This is a genomic window from Paenibacillus sp. FSL R7-0345, from assembly GCF_038595055.1.
GTDB lineage: Bacteria > Bacillota > Bacilli > Paenibacillales > Paenibacillaceae > Paenibacillus_AQ.
Window position 1 is genome coordinate 4,997,636 of the sequence record NZ_CP152002.1, and the last position, 19,548, is coordinate 5,017,183.

General features: G+C 46.4%; 17 protein-coding genes and 2 pseudogenes. 4 read left to right on the forward strand and 15 right to left on the reverse strand.

What is annotated here, in order from left to right:
* Positions 1-76: 76 nt before the first annotated feature.
* The gene (locus NST84_RS21660; RefSeq protein ID WP_342562212.1) at positions 77-1,270 is read right to left on the reverse strand and encodes a transposase; all 1,194 of its coding nucleotides are present in this window, start codon (positions 1,268-1,270) and stop codon (positions 77-79) included.
* Between the two features lie 190 nt (positions 1,271-1,460).
* Positions 1,461-1,871 (reverse strand): NUDIX hydrolase, encoded by a 411-nt coding sequence (locus NST84_RS21665; RefSeq protein ID WP_342562213.1) that lies wholly within the window; start codon positions 1,869-1,871, stop codon positions 1,461-1,463.
* A 318-nt stretch (positions 1,872-2,189) separates the two neighbouring features.
* Between NST84_RS21665 and NST84_RS21670 the strand changes: the two genes are divergently transcribed.
* Positions 2,190-2,804 (forward strand): hypothetical protein, encoded by a 615-nt coding sequence (locus NST84_RS21670; protein ID WP_342562214.1) that lies wholly within the window; start codon positions 2,190-2,192, stop codon positions 2,802-2,804.
* 177 nt (positions 2,805-2,981) lie between these two features.
* Positions 2,982-3,749, forward strand: coding sequence for a nucleotidyltransferase domain-containing protein (locus NST84_RS21675; protein ID WP_342562215.1), 768 nt, complete (start codon positions 2,982-2,984; stop codon positions 3,747-3,749).
* Positions 3,750-3,979: 230 nt separating this feature from the next.
* Here NST84_RS21675 and NST84_RS21680 read toward each other — a convergent pair whose 3' ends face one another.
* Positions 3,980-4,477 carry an ATP-binding protein gene (locus NST84_RS21680; RefSeq protein WP_342562216.1) on the reverse strand — a complete coding sequence of 166 codons (498 nt, stop codon included), beginning with the start codon at positions 4,475-4,477 and terminating at the stop codon, positions 3,980-3,982.
* Between the two features lie 14 nt (positions 4,478-4,491).
* On the reverse strand, positions 4,492-4,647 hold the full coding sequence (locus NST84_RS21685; protein WP_342562217.1) for a histidine kinase: 156 nt from the start codon (positions 4,645-4,647) through the stop codon (positions 4,492-4,494).
* 197 nt (positions 4,648-4,844) lie between these two features.
* Between NST84_RS21685 and NST84_RS21690 the strand changes: the two genes are divergently transcribed.
* A complete protein-coding gene (locus NST84_RS21690) occupies positions 4,845-6,401 on the forward strand; it encodes a stalk domain-containing protein (RefSeq protein WP_342562218.1) in 1,557 nt (518 codons plus the stop codon).
* A 559-nt stretch (positions 6,402-6,960) separates the two neighbouring features.
* Here NST84_RS21690 and NST84_RS21695 read toward each other — a convergent pair.
* From NST84_RS21695 to NST84_RS21710, 4 genes and pseudogenes are all read right to left on the reverse strand, one after another.
* Entirely contained in the window at positions 6,961-7,389 is a 429-nt protein-coding gene (locus tag NST84_RS21695; RefSeq protein ID WP_342562219.1) for a hypothetical protein, read from the reverse strand.
* Positions 7,358-7,681, reverse strand: a pseudogene (locus NST84_RS21700) (alpha/beta fold hydrolase); the annotation flags it as partial. The gene NST84_RS21695 and the pseudogene NST84_RS21700, both read right to left, overlap by 32 nt.
* Before the next feature lie 304 nt (positions 7,682-7,985).
* Positions 7,986-8,417 (reverse strand): hypothetical protein, encoded by a 432-nt coding sequence (locus tag NST84_RS21705; RefSeq protein ID WP_342562220.1) that lies wholly within the window; start codon positions 8,415-8,417, stop codon positions 7,986-7,988.
* Positions 8,418-8,899: 482 nt separating this feature from the next.
* Positions 8,900-9,094, reverse strand: a pseudogene (locus NST84_RS21710) (sigma factor-like helix-turn-helix DNA-binding protein); the annotation flags it as partial.
* Between the two features lie 526 nt (positions 9,095-9,620).
* Here NST84_RS21710 and NST84_RS21715 point away from each other — a divergent pair.
* Entirely contained in the window at positions 9,621-9,953 is a 333-nt protein-coding gene (locus tag NST84_RS21715) for a hypothetical protein (RefSeq protein ID WP_342562221.1), read from the forward strand.
* Positions 9,954-10,064: 111 nt separating this feature from the next.
* Here NST84_RS21715 and NST84_RS21720 read toward each other — a convergent pair whose 3' ends face one another.
* The 7 genes from NST84_RS21720 to NST84_RS21750 all read right to left on the reverse strand — a co-directional run bounded on the left by NST84_RS21720 (position 10,065) and on the right by NST84_RS21750 (position 19,337).
* Positions 10,065-11,810, reverse strand: a complete 1,746-nt coding sequence (locus NST84_RS21720) for a sensor histidine kinase (RefSeq protein WP_342562222.1) — start codon at positions 11,808-11,810, stop codon at positions 10,065-10,067.
* A complete protein-coding gene (locus tag NST84_RS21725) occupies positions 11,807-13,321 on the reverse strand; it encodes a response regulator (protein ID WP_342562223.1) in 1,515 nt (504 codons plus the stop codon). Before NST84_RS21725 ends, NST84_RS21720 begins: the two co-directional genes overlap by 4 nt.
* Positions 13,322-13,605: 284 nt before the next feature.
* Positions 13,606-14,520, reverse strand: coding sequence for a phosphotransferase (locus tag NST84_RS21730; RefSeq protein ID WP_342562224.1), 915 nt, complete (start codon positions 14,518-14,520; stop codon positions 13,606-13,608).
* Positions 14,521-14,640: 120 nt separating this feature from the next.
* The gene (locus tag NST84_RS21735; RefSeq protein ID WP_342562225.1) at positions 14,641-16,503 is read right to left on the reverse strand and encodes an ABC transporter ATP-binding protein; all 1,863 of its coding nucleotides are present in this window, start codon (positions 16,501-16,503) and stop codon (positions 14,641-14,643) included.
* Positions 16,472-18,238 (reverse strand): ABC transporter ATP-binding protein, encoded by a 1,767-nt coding sequence (locus NST84_RS21740; RefSeq protein ID WP_342562226.1) that lies wholly within the window; start codon positions 18,236-18,238, stop codon positions 16,472-16,474. Before NST84_RS21740 ends, NST84_RS21735 begins: the two co-directional genes overlap by 32 nt.
* Positions 18,238-18,540, reverse strand: a complete 303-nt coding sequence (locus tag NST84_RS21745) for a hypothetical protein (RefSeq protein WP_342562227.1) — start codon at positions 18,538-18,540, stop codon at positions 18,238-18,240. The genes NST84_RS21740 and NST84_RS21745 overlap by 1 nt, the downstream gene beginning before the upstream one ends.
* A gap of 122 nt (positions 18,541-18,662) precedes the next feature.
* A complete protein-coding gene (locus tag NST84_RS21750; protein ID WP_342562228.1) occupies positions 18,663-19,337 on the reverse strand; it encodes a hypothetical protein in 675 nt (224 codons plus the stop codon).
* Positions 19,338-19,548 lie beyond the last annotated feature (211 nt).

Here is a 19,548-nt window from a genome sequence, read left to right on the forward strand (position 1 = left end):
CTGCATGATAAATTTAGGTTTTGAGAAAAGAAGAGCAAAAATGGACAGACGGGCAGAATTTGCGGAAAGGCTAAATTTAAGCGGCAGTTACGACTCTTTGTCTCGATACAGCGAGCGCAGAAGCAAGCAGCACAATGGCATTCAAATATTGGTGAGTCGTAACTTTTTGAATACCCCAAACATGCAATTGGTCTGCGGTTAGATAGGTCTTCATTCGAGAATTACAGCGTTCTACACTGGTTCGCTTGTTGTAGAGTTCCTTCCAGCCCCGACTTTCTCGGTGCGGCATTGCATAGCGGCGAAGGTCTTGCTGAGTGTCGACCTTGACCACCATCCCATAATTGGAAGTGGAGCAAGCCGTCATGCCTAAAGGACAATCCACTTTCCCCGTAGCGTGTGGACAACGAAACTTCAAACGTTCCTTTTCCTGTCCCCAATACGTCATCGGAAACCCCATCGAACAGCAAGGTGTCCCTTTGCTTGTCATACCTGCAGGGGGTTCCTTTTCATTCCGCGGATTCATTGGAATAATCGCTTGGGCCTTGACGCTGCGAGCCGTTTCGTAGTTTTTCATTTGGTCATATCCTGCATCCAGCATGAAAAAACGAGGCTTGAATCGTTCGACGGTTCGCTTCATGAGTGTAGGTCCCTCATCGCCATCATTCACATGAGCAGGTGTAACGTTTAGGGCAATCGGAAGTTCACTCTTCGTATCGACGGCCAGATGCAGCTTATAGCCAAACCACTTAACTTTGTTGCCAAACGCATCGAGTTTTACTCCCCAATTGGCATTGCCGGTGAGTTCGCTTTTTCGCTTAGGTTCTTTTTTCTCGTAAGCGTGAATGGCTGCGCTGTCGATGGCGACATGAGTGCCGCCTAGGATTCCAGCTTCTTGGCACTGAGCGACAAGATCCTCAAACAACTGCTGGGCGAGGTTTTTGCGAGTCAAGTCGGCAAAAACCCGGCTTAACGTAGAGATCGAAGGGGCGAAGATGTCCAGCCGAAGTCCACATTGGTAACGGAAACGAAGGTCAAACTCCAGTCTACGCGCTAGGCCGGTGAACGTATCGATGTTCTCTAAGGGAGCCGCGAGTAATGCGCGAAGAATGCCTTGACGGCAGTGCCCATCCGCTCCTCGGGGTGAAGGGTTTCTCAATTGCCTCGCATACGGTCGTAAGTCCAGTGCACTAAAAAAGATAGGCAGTCGTTCTTTCGATTCGATTTTTTGAAGCTCCTCAAAGGAAAATAGACTTTCTTGGAGAATATACAAAAGGGGCTTCCTCCTCTTGAGTGTTTTGGTTTCGTCACCAAAAAACTTCTCCAAGTTGGGGTGAAGTCCTTTTTTATATCCAAAATCCCTTTGTATAGCAAGGGCTTAGATTAATGCAAAATGCTCATAGAAATAAAGTCCTAGACTACTGTTGGTTTATTGATCTTACGTTTCCCGTTATTTTGTTAGTTTAACCTTGGAAAGTATAGATTGAAGAGTTTTTAAGTAACTTTTCTACACCAGCAGGGTGATAGGGCATTAAATCATTAGCCCTTTTTATCCCTACCCATTCTACTCCGGAAATTTCATCTTCATCTTGAATTGAAATTTCGCCTTCAATAATTTTTGCTTCAAAAGTTATAAATAAAGCGTGATGTCCCTTTTCCTTAAAAAACGCTTCATTTACTGCAACAATGTTTTCAACTTCAATTGTTAGACCTGTTTCTTCCTTAGTCTCGCGGATAACTGCCTGTTCGAGAGTTTCTCCCTTTTCAACTGCACCACCAGGAAGAGACCAACTGTCACCTTTGTTATTAACCATCAAGAGTTCTTTCTTTTCTTCGTTATAAATTAATGCATATGCGACATCTACCCTTAACATATTTTACTATCACTCCTGATTATATAATTTAAGCGGTTTTATTTATATCAATTAATATAACATGATAATCAAAAAAAACTGCCCTTTAGATGATGCACAGTACGAAGATATTGTTTGATAAAAGAAAGCATGCAGATTCAACTAACGAGAGACTATAGCTCAGTACAGACAGAGTCAACCGGGCTCAAGGACCGGCTGACTGACTCTTGTTACGTTAACGGGCAGTTATGTGTAACAAACTGACCCCAACATTCCATTATACAAAGTGGTAAAATTGATAAAGGAGTAACTTGATAGCGTTTCCCGAGGAGTGGTATCGTGGGTGTAGATTTTTCAGCGATGTTTCAACATTCCCTTGATTTAAGATCAATAGAGATTTTTAAAGACGAGCTAGTTGAAGGAACGGCATTCCCGAGAGTTGTTCAATGTATATCTGAAGTTAACCAACATAATCCCCACTTAGTTAGACCGTGGTCTCTTAACCGTGAGCGAATAATCGAATCACATAGCTACGGCCCATTCGATCCTGTTCTTTTCGCAGATGATGAATACATTGAGGTAGACGGTCCTGGAGGATTCAGCTTTATATTTAATAAAAATATCTGTGAATTCCAACCATGCTTTAGATGGTACAGCTTTATTGAAAACAAGGAGCTACAATTTGAAATTCGAACTATATGCAAAGAGATCTCGAATTACTTGGGGTACAACTTTACAATATACATGGGCGATAATTACTGTGCGTCCGATTATATATTCGAAGGACGTGATATGGAATATTACAAAGCCGAATTATTAAGACGATTCGGTAAATCAAAGAACACAATTAGCGAATTAATACAAAGGTCTTCTGGCGGTTGGGAATCTGAGGGTTATTTCATTGATTACTTCAGTGACATGCCAGTTGCGTACGGCAGGAATGAATTCAACTAACGGAAAACCGTAGCTCAGTACAGACAGAAGCAGCCGAGCTTAAGGACCGTCTGACTCTCGTTACGTTAACGGGCAGGATAGTTGAATGATTTCGTGAATAACTTAAGTCATGACGAATTTACGAAATTCGCAGAAAGACGTTAGCCGAAAGAAGTTCTTAGTTTAGGAGGAGTCTATATGATATTAGAAAAAGTTATCAATAGAATTGTAATACAAAGTGAATATAAGGATTTTGTTGATAAGTATATAGATAATATACTTACCGAATTCAAAGGTACAATTCATAGCATTTATATGTGTGGCTCGATTCCCAAAGGAACTGCTAAACCTTTTAAGTCAGATGCAGACTTTACTATTATTTGTGTAGATCCCAAAGATATTGATTACGAAAGATTGTCAAATATTAAAGACAGGCTTTTGGAAGAATATCCGGCAGTAACTAAGATTGATACGATAATTTGCTCGATTGACGATGTATTAAGTAAACCGAATGAGTGGGGTTTTTGGATAAAGATCATTTGTGTTTGCATATATGGTCATGACGTTGGTGAAAAAGTACCCCCGATAATGATTTCTCCAGCGTTCATTTTAGACTTAAATACAGAGACCAAGGAGGAAGTAGAACATATACATAGTTTACTTTCTAATGCTAGTGATAACACAATGAAAACTAGATATATTAAAGGTTACTCTAAGAGATTAATTCGTGCATTATACTCTTTGGTTTTAGAAGATACAGGTACATGGCAAGATGACATTCTTAAGATGAAAAATGCCATATTAAACTATTGTGAGATTGACTCCGCTTTAGTTGATTATCTGTATGCCTGTTACTTGGATAGTAATGTACCTGTTGAAGAGTTTCTGGGAATCGCAGATGAAGTATATAGCTATTTTGAGAACGCCTTAAATGCAATGGCTGCTTCCAGAACTTCCTTCGGCTAGCACCATCACTCTGAGAAGCGAGTGACCACATCCAGCCCCTAAGCCCGTCGGGACGTCACTGCGTTAGATGTTCGGCAAGCCTCACAACTATAAGCAGCGATTCTAATTAAAATATAAGACTATCGTGCTCACGGGAAACGTGCTCGACACAACAGCGGCAGCCTAAGACTTATTTTCCGAGTCTTGTTCTGCCGCTGCTTAGTTTACTGGAGAGCCTAATACTCATATTTTCACAAAACCCGCATAACTGGAATGTCTATAATCACACTGGTCCCTTTACCCTCTGCACTTATGAACGTTATCTCCCTGGCTTCACCGCCAAAAAACAGACTCAGCCGCTTGTTGATATTCTCAACCCCGTACCCGCTTCCCTGGTAGCCCGAATGCCGCTCCTCCCGTTCGCTTAAGCCGGCCCCGTCGTCTTCAACGGTGATCCGCAGCCTGTCCTGTTCAATCCGGCCTGTAATCCGGATCGTTCCTCTGCGCTCTTCCGTTTCCATAATGCCGTGCACAATCGCGTTCTCCACCAGCGGCTGCAGGGTAATCTTGGGCAGCATGCAGCTAAGCGCATCGTCCTCTATGCGGATCTCCAGCTTGATCCTGTCTTTGTACCGGTTCTTCTGGATGTCCATATAGATGCTGCACAGCCTGACCTCGTCACCCACGCTCACAAAATCCTTGCCTTTATTCAGCACCAGCTTGTAATAATCCGACAGGGCGTGAATCACCCGCTGGATATTGTCTACCTCATCCTTTTGGCCATCCAGTTCACCATATCCAGCGTGTTATACAAAAAATGCGGATTGATCTGGGACTGCAGCGCCTTCAGCTCTGCCCCCTTCTTCTCCTGCCCCAGCCTGAACTGCTCCTCCATCAGCTCCTGCACACTGTTGATCAAACATACATTACCGATTTACAGGAGTACACGTTATATTCAAGCTGTGAAGTTACAAGCGGCATATTGCGAGAAGAAAGCCTTAAGATATTGTCCGGGTATTTTCCGCATAACAAAAAGGGCTAAACGCTCTGGCATAAAGGGAATGGTTTACAAATGTCGAATCTAGTCACTATGACAATTCGAGGAGTGTATCCATTTTGCGTAAACCGTTCAAACTTCAACTAATCACTGTTCTTGCTTTTCTGCTTAGCCTCGTTTCTGTTCCAGCTGCGTTTGCAGAGACTTCTCTTATCTCAGACAAAAACCTGGAACAAGCGATTCGAGCCGAACTAGAGAAACCGGCTGGCCCCATTACCAAAGAAGATTTACAGACTATAACGTCGCTCTATCCCGATAATCCTAAGAAGAAAATTAACAGTTTAAACGGACTAGAGCATGCTGTTAATTTAGAGAGCTTAATGCTCCCAGGGCTTGGCATTACCAATATTGAGCCGCTTAAAAATCTGCATAAAATTACCTTCTTGGCTCTGAATGACAATCAGCTCACTCAAATGGAGCCGCTGCAAGAGCTGTCCCAATTGAAACAGCTTATTATCGATTCTAATAACATACAGAAGCTTGATGCACTAGCGGGATTAACCAATCTAACGGACTTGTTAATCGGCCACAATCAGCTTAAGGACCTCTCACCGATTCAATCCCTAGTCAAACTGAATTGGCTGAGCGTAAACGATAACCAAATCCAGTCTCTTGAACCGTTAAGAGATCACCCGGAACTTGAACATTTATACTTTGAGAATAATTTGGTCCAGGATATTAGCGTCTTAACAAGTCTTCCGAAGCTTAAAGAGGTTTCACTCAGCAATAATCCTTTGAATACGAATGCAGAGAAAACCCTGGCCGAGCTCGCTGCCAAAGGTGTCAAAGTGCTTGAAGAAGCTGATGACGAACCAGCACCATCTTCAGATCCTGACGAAATCATGGTGCTGTTGAATGGTGAGATCGTTAAATTCCAAGTCCCGCCCATCCAGCAAAACGGATCTGTACTTGTTCCGTTCCGCGCTCTTTTCGAAGCAATGGGTCTGAAAGTGGACTGGGATCCAAAAACGCAAACCATCAAGGGAAGTAAACCAGGTACACTGATCAAGCTTAAAGTAGGTTCAACTACTGCTGAGATCAATGGCAATCAGAAAAAACTGACAGTAGCCCCTTCTATCATCAAAGGCAGCACCTACGTTCCATTACGTTTTATCGGCGAAGCAGTGGGTGCGAAGGTGAACTGGCTGGCGGAGCTTCAAGCAGTTATCATTTATACGAAGCAGCCATTTGCGACCAAAGATAAAAAAATCCAAGTCACAGGCTACGGCGACTGGAGGGACGTAACAGCTTCTGTTGAGAATACTGGAGATCACCAGCTTATCTTAAGCTTACCAGAGCAAAACACGATACTTATTCAGCATTATAGTATGAGTGATTTAGATATGAACTTCGAACAATATGTTAGCTCGTTCAAAAAAGATATAACGGACGAAAATGCGGTGGAAATCACTGAGCAGTCTGTGAAGGTGGGGGGAATCGATGCGAAGCAGTTGACCTATAGCTTAAGCGAGAACAATGAAACGATCGAAGTTCAAATGATTCTATTCGAGCAAAATAATGAAATCTATAGCCTTTTGTCTGTTTTTCCATCTCAGGCCAGCAAACAAGCCAACGCTGAATTCAACGAAATATTAAAAAGTATACAATTGAACTAGCTTAGAAGAGATCGGGTACCTATTAAATTAACCAAACGTGGCATAGCTGCTTTAAACATATAAACTCACATAAATAGAATTTATCAACTATCATAAAATGAGAAATAAAAATAACCACATCGTTTACACTTTAGTGTACAAGAGGTGGTTATTTTGTTCTTAATTAGCGTGAAGGCTTACCGACTTAATAAGCGAAGAGTTATATTGTCCGTTTCAATACTTCATTATAATTACTCTGAAATGCAATATACGTTATTCTAAAAAACGGTTTTTTGATAAATAAAACATCTGTTAATTCAACGGGGATAACCTCCACTTCCACTTTTCTCAAGCTGTTTTCAAGATCAACGATTTCTATGGATACTGACTGCTTACCGGTTACATTTAAAATTAATGGCACTTCTGCAACCCCATTATAAAATGGTACATCTATTTATGTAATTCCCGTAGGCGAAAAATCATTATCTCCAAATCTTCCGGAGGAATCTATAGATGATATGTTATAGCCTGATATCCTTACTTTAGCAATCCCATTTAAAATATCAACTGCATTTCCATCTTAACTATATACATTTCCATAAACACTCAATTTTACTGTAGCAGTTTCTCCGGCTGTGATTTTGGATTGGCTTATTTCAATAGAATTATCTAACGGTTGCGTTGATCTTAAAGAAAACATGCTAACAATCTCCATCCAACCAGCATTTGACCATTCTGACCACATAGTTTCATCTTTAACCCTTACTTTAATTTGAATAGGCTCAAATGTTGGAGATGCATTTGAAGGTATCCAAGTCCCATTCGTAACTATTGTGGAAGTTTTAATTTCACCTGTATCATGAATAATACCTCCGGTTTCATCCAGTACATTAACTTGATATGCAGTAAACTGGGTTAATGCAGCATCTGTTTGACTCCAAGTAATTGATGGTTTGTTTATGCTAGATTGTGTCGGATTAACTGCGTTCCGAAGGTATATTTTTCTCAATGTATCGTATACTATTTTGAATATATAAATCTATTCCATAATCACCCGTTATATTACCTGTTTCGAACATGTAAGCTGCTTGAGGCGCACCAAGAAAAGGAGTGCTCAATGTAATTAACTTATCTATTAAGTGCCCATTCCCTTGCCTTATAAACTCTGTAGCAACAAGTCCTCCCATACTATGAGCTATAATATAAAAATTACTATAAGGATTTAAAGTCCTCTCTTTCTCTATTATTTCTTTCAATTTTTTGGCACTCTCAATTGAAGACACTCTCCAATCATATGCTGCGTCTACAACCTTAAAACCTTCTTTACCAAAAACGAAATTATACTTCCGTAATAATCGTTAATACTACTACCAACCCAAATTTCACAATACTTGATTCTGGGTAAACACTGGTACTTAATATTCCAATTGATTTATTAGCTTCAGCAGCCACAAAATTGTTGTTACCCCAGCCAAACCCAGCAATTAAAGAAAAAACTATTATATAAATCAAAATACTTCTAAATTTTTCTTTTCATCTTAATCTCCTCACATTACTTTAAAATAACTATTTTATATCGAAATCTACGACCACTCAACAACTTTTCTATTTTTTAGTTATTGTTATTATCCATATTCCAAACATGAGAATTATTTGTATAATTGATAACGCTAATGGAAAATAAAATAATAAATTAATTTGGTTATAATCAATACCTATATCAAGATAACTTAAATCTACTATACCGGGCCCTCTATCTTTATTAATATCCCTCAGACTAAAATAATTCAAAATACAACTACTTGGTAAAGCACTCACAATTATCCAAAATAAATTATATATAAAAGAAGTCTTCTTTAAAGACATCGCACAAGTTGTGCACAATAAAATAATTGGACCAAGATAGGCTATTATTAATTCATTTAGTTTCACTGATTCTTCCAATTTTATTTTTAAAAGCCAAACAACAATTAAATGGAAAACTACAATTAATGCTACTTGAACTGCGACTCTTCCTTTTATATTTTTTCTCTGCAAGTTATCACCACTTTTAATTTTTCTATTTTCACTCTCTTTCTATGCTAATCATTTTAATTTGTATGATATATTTTATTTGCTAATCCCCCACTTTTCTTTAAGAATTGTTTCTCACACGTAATATATCAGAATATTTTTACAGTAATTTAATATCATTATTGTAAATTATTCTCTCTCAATTTTCATTTAAACCTTTTCTCTAAGTATTTGTTATTTAACTATCCTTTAATAGTGATTTTGTTCATCCCTGAAATTGATTTAGCCCTTGACGTTTTTTTGGATTTCGCTATGTTCAGATCTCAAATCCATTTCGTGCCACTTGTATATTCCTTACCTCCGAACATAACGTCGTAGTTAGCAGTTATTCCTTGGATAACGGTAAGCCGCTAGCACCCGTTCAGAACTTTCACTATGTCGATAAACACCTATGTGAAAGTGTTAATACAAAAGCGACTCATCCTAAGATAAGTCGCTCTTAAAAACTATCTTTTCGCTTTATAAAACTCGTGATACAGCTTCATCAGCGCCCTTTTCTCAATTCGCGACACATAACTCCGCGAAATCCCCAGATCCTTCGCAATCTCCCGCTGCGTCCTTTCTTCCCCGCCGGTGTCCAACCCCAACCTCCCTACCACGACTTCCTTCTCACGTTCGTCCAAGTTATCGAGGTTTCGATGACTGAAGCAACTATCCATGTCATAAATGATAGTGATCCCGAGGTTATTTTCAAGGCATTCCATAATCACTCTGCGGGTTTTTGATGAAGAAATGAATTGGGGAGGCTGGATGGTCATAAACAAAGCAGCCGACGGTGTGATCGGCTGCTTTGTTTCATTGGTCGGTCAGGATTGAAATTTACAATTATCAGGAGTATTGTGTGAATCAAGAAGGGGGATGCGATGCTGCCTAATTTCAAGGCAACCAGGGAACCTTCATGCGCTTATTTTATATTCACTCGAATTGGAACTGCAATATTCGCATTCATTGGTCTTGTATTGTTACTCCAACCCTATTTGCATTGAAAGGTTAAGCTAAAGAATGCCATCCTGATGAAGGAAGACGGTACTATTGAAAATAATATCTCGGATACTTGTGATCATTGGTTGTGTTCTTATTTTTGCCGGATGTTCAGACCGAAAACCTGAAGGAGCCCCTCTAGGAGGCGCTGATCCAAAGCTGACTCTTGAACAAATTGTTGAATATATGCAAAATAAGGAAATAATTAAAATTAACATTTTCAAGTCTGAGAGTCACGGCTCCGTCGGCAGTACATTACTCAAAAAGCTGTCCGACGCCGAAGAATTCTCTGTTGTGCTGAATTCTCTGTCCACGGCAAGCCAGATGCTGGGGATACGGGATACAAGCATTCCCGATTATGATTTCGTTATTGTGCTGGATAATAATGAAACGATCACCTTTCATTATTGGCTCAGTTTGGATGATATGCAGGGTATGCTCGCAGACATAAACGATACAGGGACCGTCTACTCGCTACCGCAGGATTCTGTCCAGAATCTGCTTCAGCTGATAGAGTGAGTTAAGATCTCATAAGATTAGCTGCACAACAACAGCGGCAGCCCAAGACTTCATTTACTGAGTCTTGTTCTGCCGCTGCTTAGTTTACTGGAGAGCCTAATACTCATATTTTCACAAAACCCGCATAACTGGAATGTCTATAATCACACTGGTCCCTTTACCCTCTGCACTTATGAACGTTATCTCCCTGGCTTCACCGCCAAAAAACAGACTCAGCCGCTTGTTGATATTCTCAACCCCGTACCCGCTTCCCTGGTAGCCCGAATGCCGCTCCTCCCGTTCGCTTAAGCCGGCCCCGTCGTCTTCAACGGTGATCCGCAGCCTGTCCTGTTCAATCCGGCCTGTAATCCGGATCGTTCCTCTGCGCTCTTCCGTTTCCATAATGCCGTGCACAATCGCGTTCTCCACCAGCGGCTGCAGGGTAATCTTGGGCAGCATGCAGCTAAGCGCATCGTCCTCTACGCTGATCTCCAGCTTGATCCTGTCTTTGTACCGGTTCTTCTGAATGTCCATATAGATGCTGCACAGCCTGACCTCGTCACCCACGCTCACAAAATCCTTGCCTTTATTCAGCACCAGCTTGTAATAATCCGACAGGGCGTGAATCACCCGCTGGATATTGTCTACCTCATCCTTCTGGGCCATCCAGTTCACCATATCCAGCGTGTTATACAAAAAATGCGGATTGATCTGGGACTGCAGTGCCTTCAGCTCTGCCCCCTTCTTCTCCTGCCCCAGCCTGAACTGCTCCTCCATCAGTTCCTGCACACTGTTGATCATATAATTGTAGCTGGAGATCAGATGGCCCAGCTCATCCGTGCGCGGCTCCAGGTCCAGCGTATTCAGCCTCCCCTGCCGCACCTGGCTCATCTTATTCATCAGCAGGAAGATACGCTGTGTTATCGACCTTGTAATCGGGAAAATAAACACAAAAATCAGCAGCCCGATCACGGCATAGATGCCCAGCATCTGAACACGGATCTTCTGGATAATCGACATGGCGGCACTGGACGGAATCACCGATACCAGATACAGGCCGGTCGAATCAATCTGGTTGCCTCGGGCCAGGTAGGTGCCGCTCTCCAGATGAATTTCTGAATAGCTGGGCCCGCTGTTCAGCTTGCCCGGCAGGCGCATCTTCGCCAGCTCTTCTTCAGTCCCGCTGCTGGCAACAAGCTCGCCGTCTGCTGTTTCCACGTAGACCAGCTGCCCGGGTACCGACTGCCGCAGCGCTCCGGTGATCTCCTCCAGGTCAATGTTGATCATCACGAAGCCGACGGATTCCATATAGTCATTCTCATTCCACAATGCCCGGCCCAGCGTAAGATACTTCTTCGGGGTCAAAAAGTTGAATTTGTCCTCGAAGATCAGCCATGTAGATCTCCCCTTTGCAGCCAAAAAGGACTCGGTCCACTTTTGGCCCTGAACCTGGCTGAGCGGCCGGTACAGCGAGGTTTTGCCGGCGGTTACGAATCCGTCGTTGATAAAATACATAATATTGCTGAACTGCGAGTCCGACTCCAAAATTTGTGTGTAGGAGGTAATTTCCTCGAACATCGAGAGCTGCTGCCAGATTTCAAGTCTCTCGGGCTTCAGCGAGAAGATGGACGTAATCTTTTTATTGATCACAATCATGGAGGAAATCTCTTCAATATGTGACATCCGGCTGGTCAGTACGGACAGGGTCTGCTCATACGTCTGATTGTTGGCATAGCTTTGCCGGTCCAGCGCGTATTTGCGGATTTCATGCTGGGATACAAAAAAGGTAATGATCAGCGGGATAATCCCGACCATGACGAACAGCAGGATCAGCTTTTTGCGGATGGACAGATTGCGGAACGGGACAGTAATCCTCATCGCAGCTTGAGCTTTCTGTATTCAACCGGCGTGACGGAGGTGCAGAGCCTGAATACCTTGGCAAAATAGCTCGGACTGGCAAAGCCGCACAGCTCCGAGATTGCGTTCATTTTATAGTGCTCATTCATGATCAGCTTCTTGGCCAGCTCAATCCGGTAATCCCTGATGTACTGGGTAATCGTCATCCCTGTCTCCTGCTTGAACAGCACGTTCAGATGAGCGGAGGACATGAACATATGCTGGCCGATTTCCGGCAGATCCAGCTCCGCCTTGCTGACATGGGCAGCTACATAATCCATCACGCTGATTACCGTATGCGAGTACGCGGCCTCCTTGGCTTTTTCGGCACAATAGCTACTGCAGATGGCCAACATATATTCCTTGAGCTCCGATAATGTATAGAACGCGGATATCCGGGTGTCGATGTCCTTCATCTCATAGACTCCGTCCAGTCCGGCGAGCAGCGCCCCTTTCTCCTGCAGCATCGCCTTGCCCATGGAGGCAAATAACGAATAGACCTGCTCGCGCGGAGGACGCTCCTCCGAGACAAGACGGTGACATAGCGCTTCAATCCATCCGGTCAGCTCGCGCGGCTGGCTTTTCATCAGCATATAGAAGTCCACAAACAGCTGCGGGCTGATCCCGGCTGACGTCACTGCAAACTCCGAATACAGACTGAAACGGGCCTCCGGCTCATAGAAAAAGCTGTTCAGCGCTGTACGCGCCCCGGTATAGCTCCCGCTTACCTCAAACATATCAGCCACCCTGCTGCCTGCTGCAATGCGGAGGCTGTCATGGCTTAGAAGCAGCTGCTTCGCCAGCGCGTGGACCCGCTCCAGCTTCAACCCGTTCAGCGGAAGCACGAATACAAGCTCTCCTCTGCCGGTCACGTTACCGGCAGCCTGCACCCCCTGCCTGTGCCAGAAGGCATGCAGCTCCTCCAGCAGCTCCGGCTCACCGCCAGACTGCCCGCTACTGGACACAATCACACATACATATCCGGCGTTCAGCGGAAATCCGGCCTCCTCACATTGCTTCAGGATCGCTTCACGGCCGGCTGTCCCTTCAATCAGCAGCTGTGCCAGCTTTTGCTGCTGCAGGTTTTTTTTGATGCTCAGCTCATCGGTCAGACGCCTGCTCTTCTGCACGGACTCGACTGTTTTGGAGATGGCCTCCTTCAAATCAGGAATTTTGATCGGCTTTTCTATATAATCGACTGCGGCCAGCCGGATGGCGCTTTTCAGATATTCCACATCCAGATACCCGCTCATGAACAGCAACTTGCAGTCCGGACACTGCTCTCCCAGCTTTTCGGCAAAAGCAATTCCGTTCAGCTTCGGCATCCGGATATCCGTCAGCACGATTTCCGGCTTATGCTGTGCAGCCAGCCGCAGCGCCTGTGCCCCGTCTCTCGCCTCGATAATCTGTTCAATGCCGTACTGGCTCCATTCGACCGCATCAATCAGACCTTCTCTTGTATAATCATCATCATCTGCAATTAGCATCAGCATCGGAATGTTCTCCTTAACCGAGATTTCAAGTGATTCATGTAAGCGCTTGTATAGCAATTCTAGTGTACTACAATTTATTTATTCATAAGCATATTAATTAGCTCCGGTCTGTAACGGCCTGCAAATTTACCAGAAATCTTGTTTTTTTGCTAGGTGGTTGAGATCAGGCTTTTGTTTATGGCTATGTTAAATTCTAATGCTGATATTTGACCATAAGAAAACCGCCTTCGTTGAAAAGGCGGTTTATTGCTATCGTGTCCCGTTAGCGCAACGAAATAATGAGCCTAATCCGATAGTGCCCGCATGATGTTGGATTTCGCCTCTGCCGCAATCGCTTCATTCCCGTCATCGACCGCTTGCATTAAGATCAGCATGGGGATGTATACCGCGATCAGACGCGCCAGCAGCTTTGTTTCCTTGTCCGCTCCTCCGTACGTTTCGAAAAACACGCCGCGGGCGTAAGGTGGTAAAAAGCTATAAGCAACGCTCAAATCGCAAGCCGGATGGCCTACGCTCAGATCGCCCCAATCAATGATGCCGGAAACGATTCCGTTCTCATTCACAAGCATATTTTTGAAATGAAGATCGCCATGCAGCAGTGCATTCACCGGCTCGACACGGTCCTTTTGCAGCCTGCTAATATATGCTTCGATCACACCGGACTCCTCCGGCGACAAGTGTTCAACCACCTTCGATAGAAAGCCCTCCAATTTCACTTTGCGCGATGCTATGTCCGTCAATTTTCGATGATCTTGCTGAACTCCGCACTTCAGCGCCGCCTGCACCGGAAACTCATGCAATCTCCGCAAAAATTTCGCCAGCGTCTCTGCCGATAAAGCCCGGCATTCTTCCGTCAAACCGATTGGGAAATCTCCTGGCATGTAGGCATAACCAAGAAATGGTGCCGGGTATTCGTCACTTGCTTCGCCATAAAACAACGGTTTCGGATAGGGGATGGTCATATATGCCTCCAGCTTCGGCAGCAGCTTCCCTTCCATACGAATCGAGCCAACTGCAAACGTTCTTCTTGGAAACCGGAACACGTACTCGTCACCGATGAGAAAAACCGTATTGTCCCAGCCCCAGCCCAATCGCTTCACTTGCTTCGATGACAGTTGAGGGAATTGTCTGCCGATCAGCGTTCGCGCCTGCTCTTCGTTAACCTCCCACTCCGCATCCCATACATTCGTTCCTCCCATGAATTTTCTGCCTCCTCGTTCCTTACATTATTTAGGGGTATTCGTAAGATTCGCTCATTTATAAGAGAAGAGCAGCCTCTCCACCCTGAAGAAGAATTGCTGCTCTCTATAGAGCCGTCTTTAGCTTGCCGTCCCCGACACAAACTGGTTCTGGTACATCTCATAATAGAAGCCCCGTCGGTCCATCAGCTCCTCATGGGTTCCGCGCTCGCTGATCTGTCCCTCCTGAATGACCAGAATGGCGTCTGCCTCGCGGATGGTGCTCAGCCGGTGGGCGATGACAAAGCTGGTCCGGCCCTGCATCAGCTTCCGCATCGCCTCCTGGATATGCAGCTCTGTCCGCGTATCCACGTTACTCGTCGCCTCATCTAGAATCAGAATCGACGGATTGGACAGCACGGCACGGGCAATGGTCAGCAGCTGCCGCTGCCCCTGGCTCAGGTTGCCGCCTTCGGCACTCAGATACGTATCGTAGCCGTTCGGCAGCTTCCGGATGAACACATCGGCATTGGCGAGCTTAGCCGCTTCCTCAACCTCCTGATCCGTAGCTTCCATCCGGCCGTACCGGATGTTGTCCCGGATCGTCCCCGAGAAAACGTAAGCATCCTGCAGCACAAGGCCGATCTGTGACCGGAGCGTCTGCTTATCCAGATCACGGATATTGTCACCATCAATCAGAATCCGGCCGGACTGGATTTCATAGAAGCGGGTCAGCAGATTGATAATCGTTGTTTTACCTGCCCCGGTCGGGCCGACCAGCGCCAGCATCTGGCCAGGCTCGGCGTGCAGGGAGAGGTTTTTCAGCACCGGCACCTCAGGCTTATAGCTGAAGCCCACCTGATCGAATACCACCTCGCCTCTGATCCGTTTGGATTTCTTGTCCTCCTGCTCCCGGGCCATTTCCGGCTCCAGGTCAAGCACCTCAAACACCCGCTCCGCCCCGGCAACCGCCGACTGGAACAGATTGTACTGGTTGGCGAGCTGATTAAGCGGCTGGCTGAACTGGTTGGAATAATTAAGAAAGCTGACAATAATACCGATCGTGATCATTTCATGGTAAGCAAAAATACCGCCTGACACCGCGATAACGAGGAAGGTCAGGTTGCGCATAGCGTTCATCATCGGGCCCATGGAGCCGGAGAGGGTCTGCGCCTTCACTCCGACGGCCCGCAGCCGTTCATTGATCTGCCGGAATTGGCGGACTGCCTCTTCCTCCCGGCCGAATACCTTGACGACCTTCAGTCCGGAGATATTTTCCTGGACGAAGCTGTTCACCTCGCCGAGATGCTGCTGCTGCTCCGAGAAGTAGCGGCGGGTATGGACGGAGATTTTTTTAATAATAAACGTAATAAGCGGAACGGTCAGTATAGTAATGAGCGTCATCCACACACTCAGACTGAGCATCATAACCAGACAGCCGGCCAGCATCAGCACACTGGCAATCAGCTGGACCACCGTCTGATTCAGCGTATTGGAGACGTTGGCAATATCGTTAACGGCCCGGCTCATCAGCTCACCGTGGGTACGCTGGTCGAAGAACGATACAGGCAGCCGCTGATACTGTTCGAACAGATCCTGGCGCATATTGCGGACCGTGTTCTGGGACAGGCTGGAGGCTGTATATTGCTGAACCCAGGTGAAGAACGCGCTCAAGGCATATACGCCCAGCAAGATCATTCCCATCCGGAACATCCCATCAAACCGGCCGGGCACGATATAGTTATCGAACAGCTTGCCGATCAGATAAGGCCCTGCGAGCGAAAGAGCAGTAATCAGCACGGTACATACAATAACCCAGGTGAGTGCCCCGCGCTCCTGCTTCAGGTAGCCCCAAATCCGCCGCAGTGTGCCCAGCGTATCCTTGGATCTTACCTTCGGCACGCCTCCGTGCATATGGCCCGGACCCTGGCGGAAGCCCATCTGGTCGAACTTTTGCGGCGTTTTGCCCTGATTAGAATGACTGGATGGCTGGTTCGCTGACATAAGGCACCTCCTCTGAGCCGAACTGCGACCGGTAGATCTCCTGATATACCTTGCAGCTCTGCATTAATTCCTCATGGGAGCCGCTGCCTGCGATCTCCCCGTCATCGAGTACAATGACCGTGTCCGCTTCCGTAACGGACGATATTTTCTGGGCGATCAGGAAGGTCACGGCCTCTGCCGTAATATCCTTGAGCGCCCCCCGCAGCTGCCGCTCCGTCCGGGCATCCAGGGCGCTCATGCTGTCGTCCATGATCAGCACCGGCGGCTTGACGAGCAGCGCCCGGGCAATGGACAGCCGCTGCTTTTGCCCGCCGGACAGGTTGACGCCCTTCTGTCCGAGCTTGGTATCATAGCCTTCCGGCAGCCTGCTGATAAAATCATGCGCTTGGGCCATTCGCGCCGCAGCTTCCACTTCGGCCTGCTCTGCACCAGGCTTGCCGAAGGCGATATTGTCGCGGATCGTGCCGGTGAACAGGAAGGATTCCTGCAGAATCATCCCGATCCGCCGCCGCAGCTCCAGCAGCGGAAGCTCACGGATGTCCTGTCCGTCCAGCTTAATCGAGCCTGACGTAACATCATACAGCCGGGGAATCAGCTGGACGAGCGTGGTTTTGCCGGAGCCGGTTGCCCCGATTATGGCCACGGTCTCGCCGCGCTCAGCTTCGATATTAATCCCTTGCAGTACCAGATCCTTCGGATCGGACGAACCGTTATAGGAGAAGGATACATTCTCGAGCTTGACACTGCGGCCTGGCAGAGACCATTCGCTTTTTGCTTCAGTATCCCGGATATGCGGCTGTGCAGCCAGCACCTCCTGAATCCGGTCAGCCGACACCTTGGCCTGTGACACGTTCATCAGCAGACTGCTGACCATCAGCAGGGACGATAATACCTGGACTACATAGTTTACAAAAGCGACCAGATCGCCTGCCTTAACCGAGCCGAATGATACCTGGTTGCCGCCGTACAGCAGCACGGTTACAAGGCAGGCGTTCATAATCAGTGTGACAATCGGCGAGTTCAGCGCAATAAAGCGGGCCGCCCGGATCGAGACCCGGGTATAATCCCCGTTAACCTCACGGAACCGACCTGTTTCATAGCCGGTGCGGACAAACGCCTTGACGACCCGGATCCCGGCCAGATTTTCCTGAATCCGCGTATTCACAGTATCCAGCTTCCCTTGTACCGCCGAGAAAATCGGAGTCGAAAAACGGATTAGCAGCGCGACTACGGCAATCAGGACAATCAGCGTGCCCAGCAGAATCAGCCCGAGCTGACGGTTGATAATCAGCGCCATGACCACACTGCCGACCAGCAGGCTGGGCGCACGGACAAGACCCTGCAGACCCATCTGCACCAGATTCTGCACCTGCACGACATCGCTGGTCATCCGGGTCATCAGCGAGCCGGACTTGAAGGTATCCACATTTTCAAAGGAGAAGGTCTGCACCTTCGTGAACAGCGCTTCACGGATATCGGCGCCAAAATTCTGCGAGGCCCGGCTGGCAAAAAAGTTGCACAGCACCCCGGTAACAAGCCCCAGCAGAGCAACACCCAGCATCAGAAACCCGGTCCGCTCAATGACACTGAAGTTGCGGCTCACAATGCCGTTGTCAACGATATGTGCAGCCAGTGTAGGCTGAAGCAGGTCAAAAAAGACCTCCATCATCATGAACATCGGGGCCAAAATCATAAATTTTAGATACGGCTTCAAATAACGTCTTAATTCCCACATCATTGATCCCCTTCTGCTGTCTGAGACTCATCCGCTTCCCTGCGGCGGAGCTCAAAATGCCGGGTATACTCGTCAATTACCATCTCAATTGCTTTAAGCTCACCGAGCAGTACCTGCTTAATTTCCTGATACTCCGGCGCTTCAACCTGCTGCTTCAGCGTTGCTCTTTTCACCTCAAGCACATTCAAAAACTCCAGCGCCCGCCCGCGGCGGAACGTCTTGGCTCCGTCATGATGCCTGCCTTTATGCCGGCCTTCGCAATTATGGTCACCATGCCCGCCGTGCTCCCACTGTTCTTTCATGCTCGAATCCCTCCTTCGCCAAACCTATATGTATACAAATGTATACATATAGTTGCGAATTGTCAATCAGGATGACAAAAAAAGCCGCACCTCCTGTTAAGGAGAACGCAGCCGTGTTAACATTACTCTTTTCCAAGTGAAAAATCCCCGATCAGTTCCTCTACCGTTTCATCCCCCTGCCCTCCGGAAACCCAGCAGTCTGCCTTAGGCCTGCAAAAGCTGTAAATGTTATATTCATGTTCCTGCTTTTCATCTATATCCTGTAGTGCCGCTTCAATATTGTTATAATCTTCAGTGTTCATAAAAAAGACTGCGCTGAGGAATTTCGCTATGCCAGAGTCCTTTAATTCCTGATTCAGCTGCCTGATCCGCGTGGCTTGTAACGGTTTGTCAAGTGCACCTTCATGTGCCATGAACACATTAATGCCTGCTGAATACGGGTAATCCTTCACTTCTGCTTCGGGAGTGTAGCTGCTGTCCGGGAGTGAGCCAAACGGCCCTTCAAAATAGTCGACATCCAGCTTGGCCGGCGCCTTCCAGATTGACTGAACTTTTTGTTGGACCAGCTCGGCGAGCTTATCGGACATTATCAGATTGATATAGCCGTCTTCAATGACATTTTCCTTCTCCCAATACTCCACCCTGAACTCCGTCTCCGGTTTCCCGGCAGGGTAAGCTGCAGCCTGGACTCCGGCAACCTCTCCGCTTGTGAACGCGCCTACCCGGTGATAACGCAGCTCCTCCACCTTTTCTATAATAAAAGCTTCAGCATACTTCTCTTCCAGGTACTCTTGCATTTCAGAGGCCTTCTGCTTCTTCTCGGATTCGGAGTATCCGCTGCTGCAGGAAGTTACCATTAAGGCTGCTAGAGCTGCTGCTGATATTAAAAACCATTTGAAAGGCTTCATGTGTCCCCTCCAACGTGTCTATGTAGATTGAGCATATGCTTTCTGGTGCTGGTATTGGTTCAATCCAACTAGTTGGATTTTCGCTACTAAGTTTCAGCAT

Coding starts and splice junctions, on each gene's coding strand:
- NST84_RS21720 (WP_342562222.1), bottom strand. CDS start 11,810: ATGAGGATTACTGTCCCGTTCCGCAATCTGTCCATCCGCAAAAAGCTG.
- NST84_RS21735 (WP_342562225.1), bottom strand. CDS start 16,503: ATGTCAGCGAACCAGCCATCCAGTCATTCTAATCAGGGCAAAACGCCG.
- NST84_RS21725 (WP_342562223.1), bottom strand. CDS start 13,321: ATGCTGATGCTAATTGCAGATGATGATGATTATACAAGAGAAGGTCTG.
- NST84_RS21675 (WP_342562215.1), top strand. CDS start 2,982: ATGATATTAGAAAAAGTTATCAATAGAATTGTAATACAAAGTGAATAT.
- NST84_RS21665 (WP_342562213.1), bottom strand. CDS start 1,871: ATGTTAAGGGTAGATGTCGCATATGCATTAATTTATAACGAAGAAAAG.
- NST84_RS21715 (WP_342562221.1), top strand. CDS start 9,621: ATGCAAAATAAGGAAATAATTAAAATTAACATTTTCAAGTCTGAGAGT.
- NST84_RS21750 (WP_342562228.1), bottom strand. CDS start 19,337: ATGCAAGAGTACCTGGAAGAGAAGTATGCTGAAGCTTTTATTATAGAA.
- NST84_RS21740 (WP_342562226.1), bottom strand. CDS start 18,238: ATGTGGGAATTAAGACGTTATTTGAAGCCGTATCTAAAATTTATGATT.
- NST84_RS21745 (WP_342562227.1), bottom strand. CDS start 18,540: ATGAAAGAACAGTGGGAGCACGGCGGGCATGGTGACCATAATTGCGAA.
- NST84_RS21730 (WP_342562224.1), bottom strand. CDS start 14,520: ATGGGAGGAACGAATGTATGGGATGCGGAGTGGGAGGTTAACGAAGAG.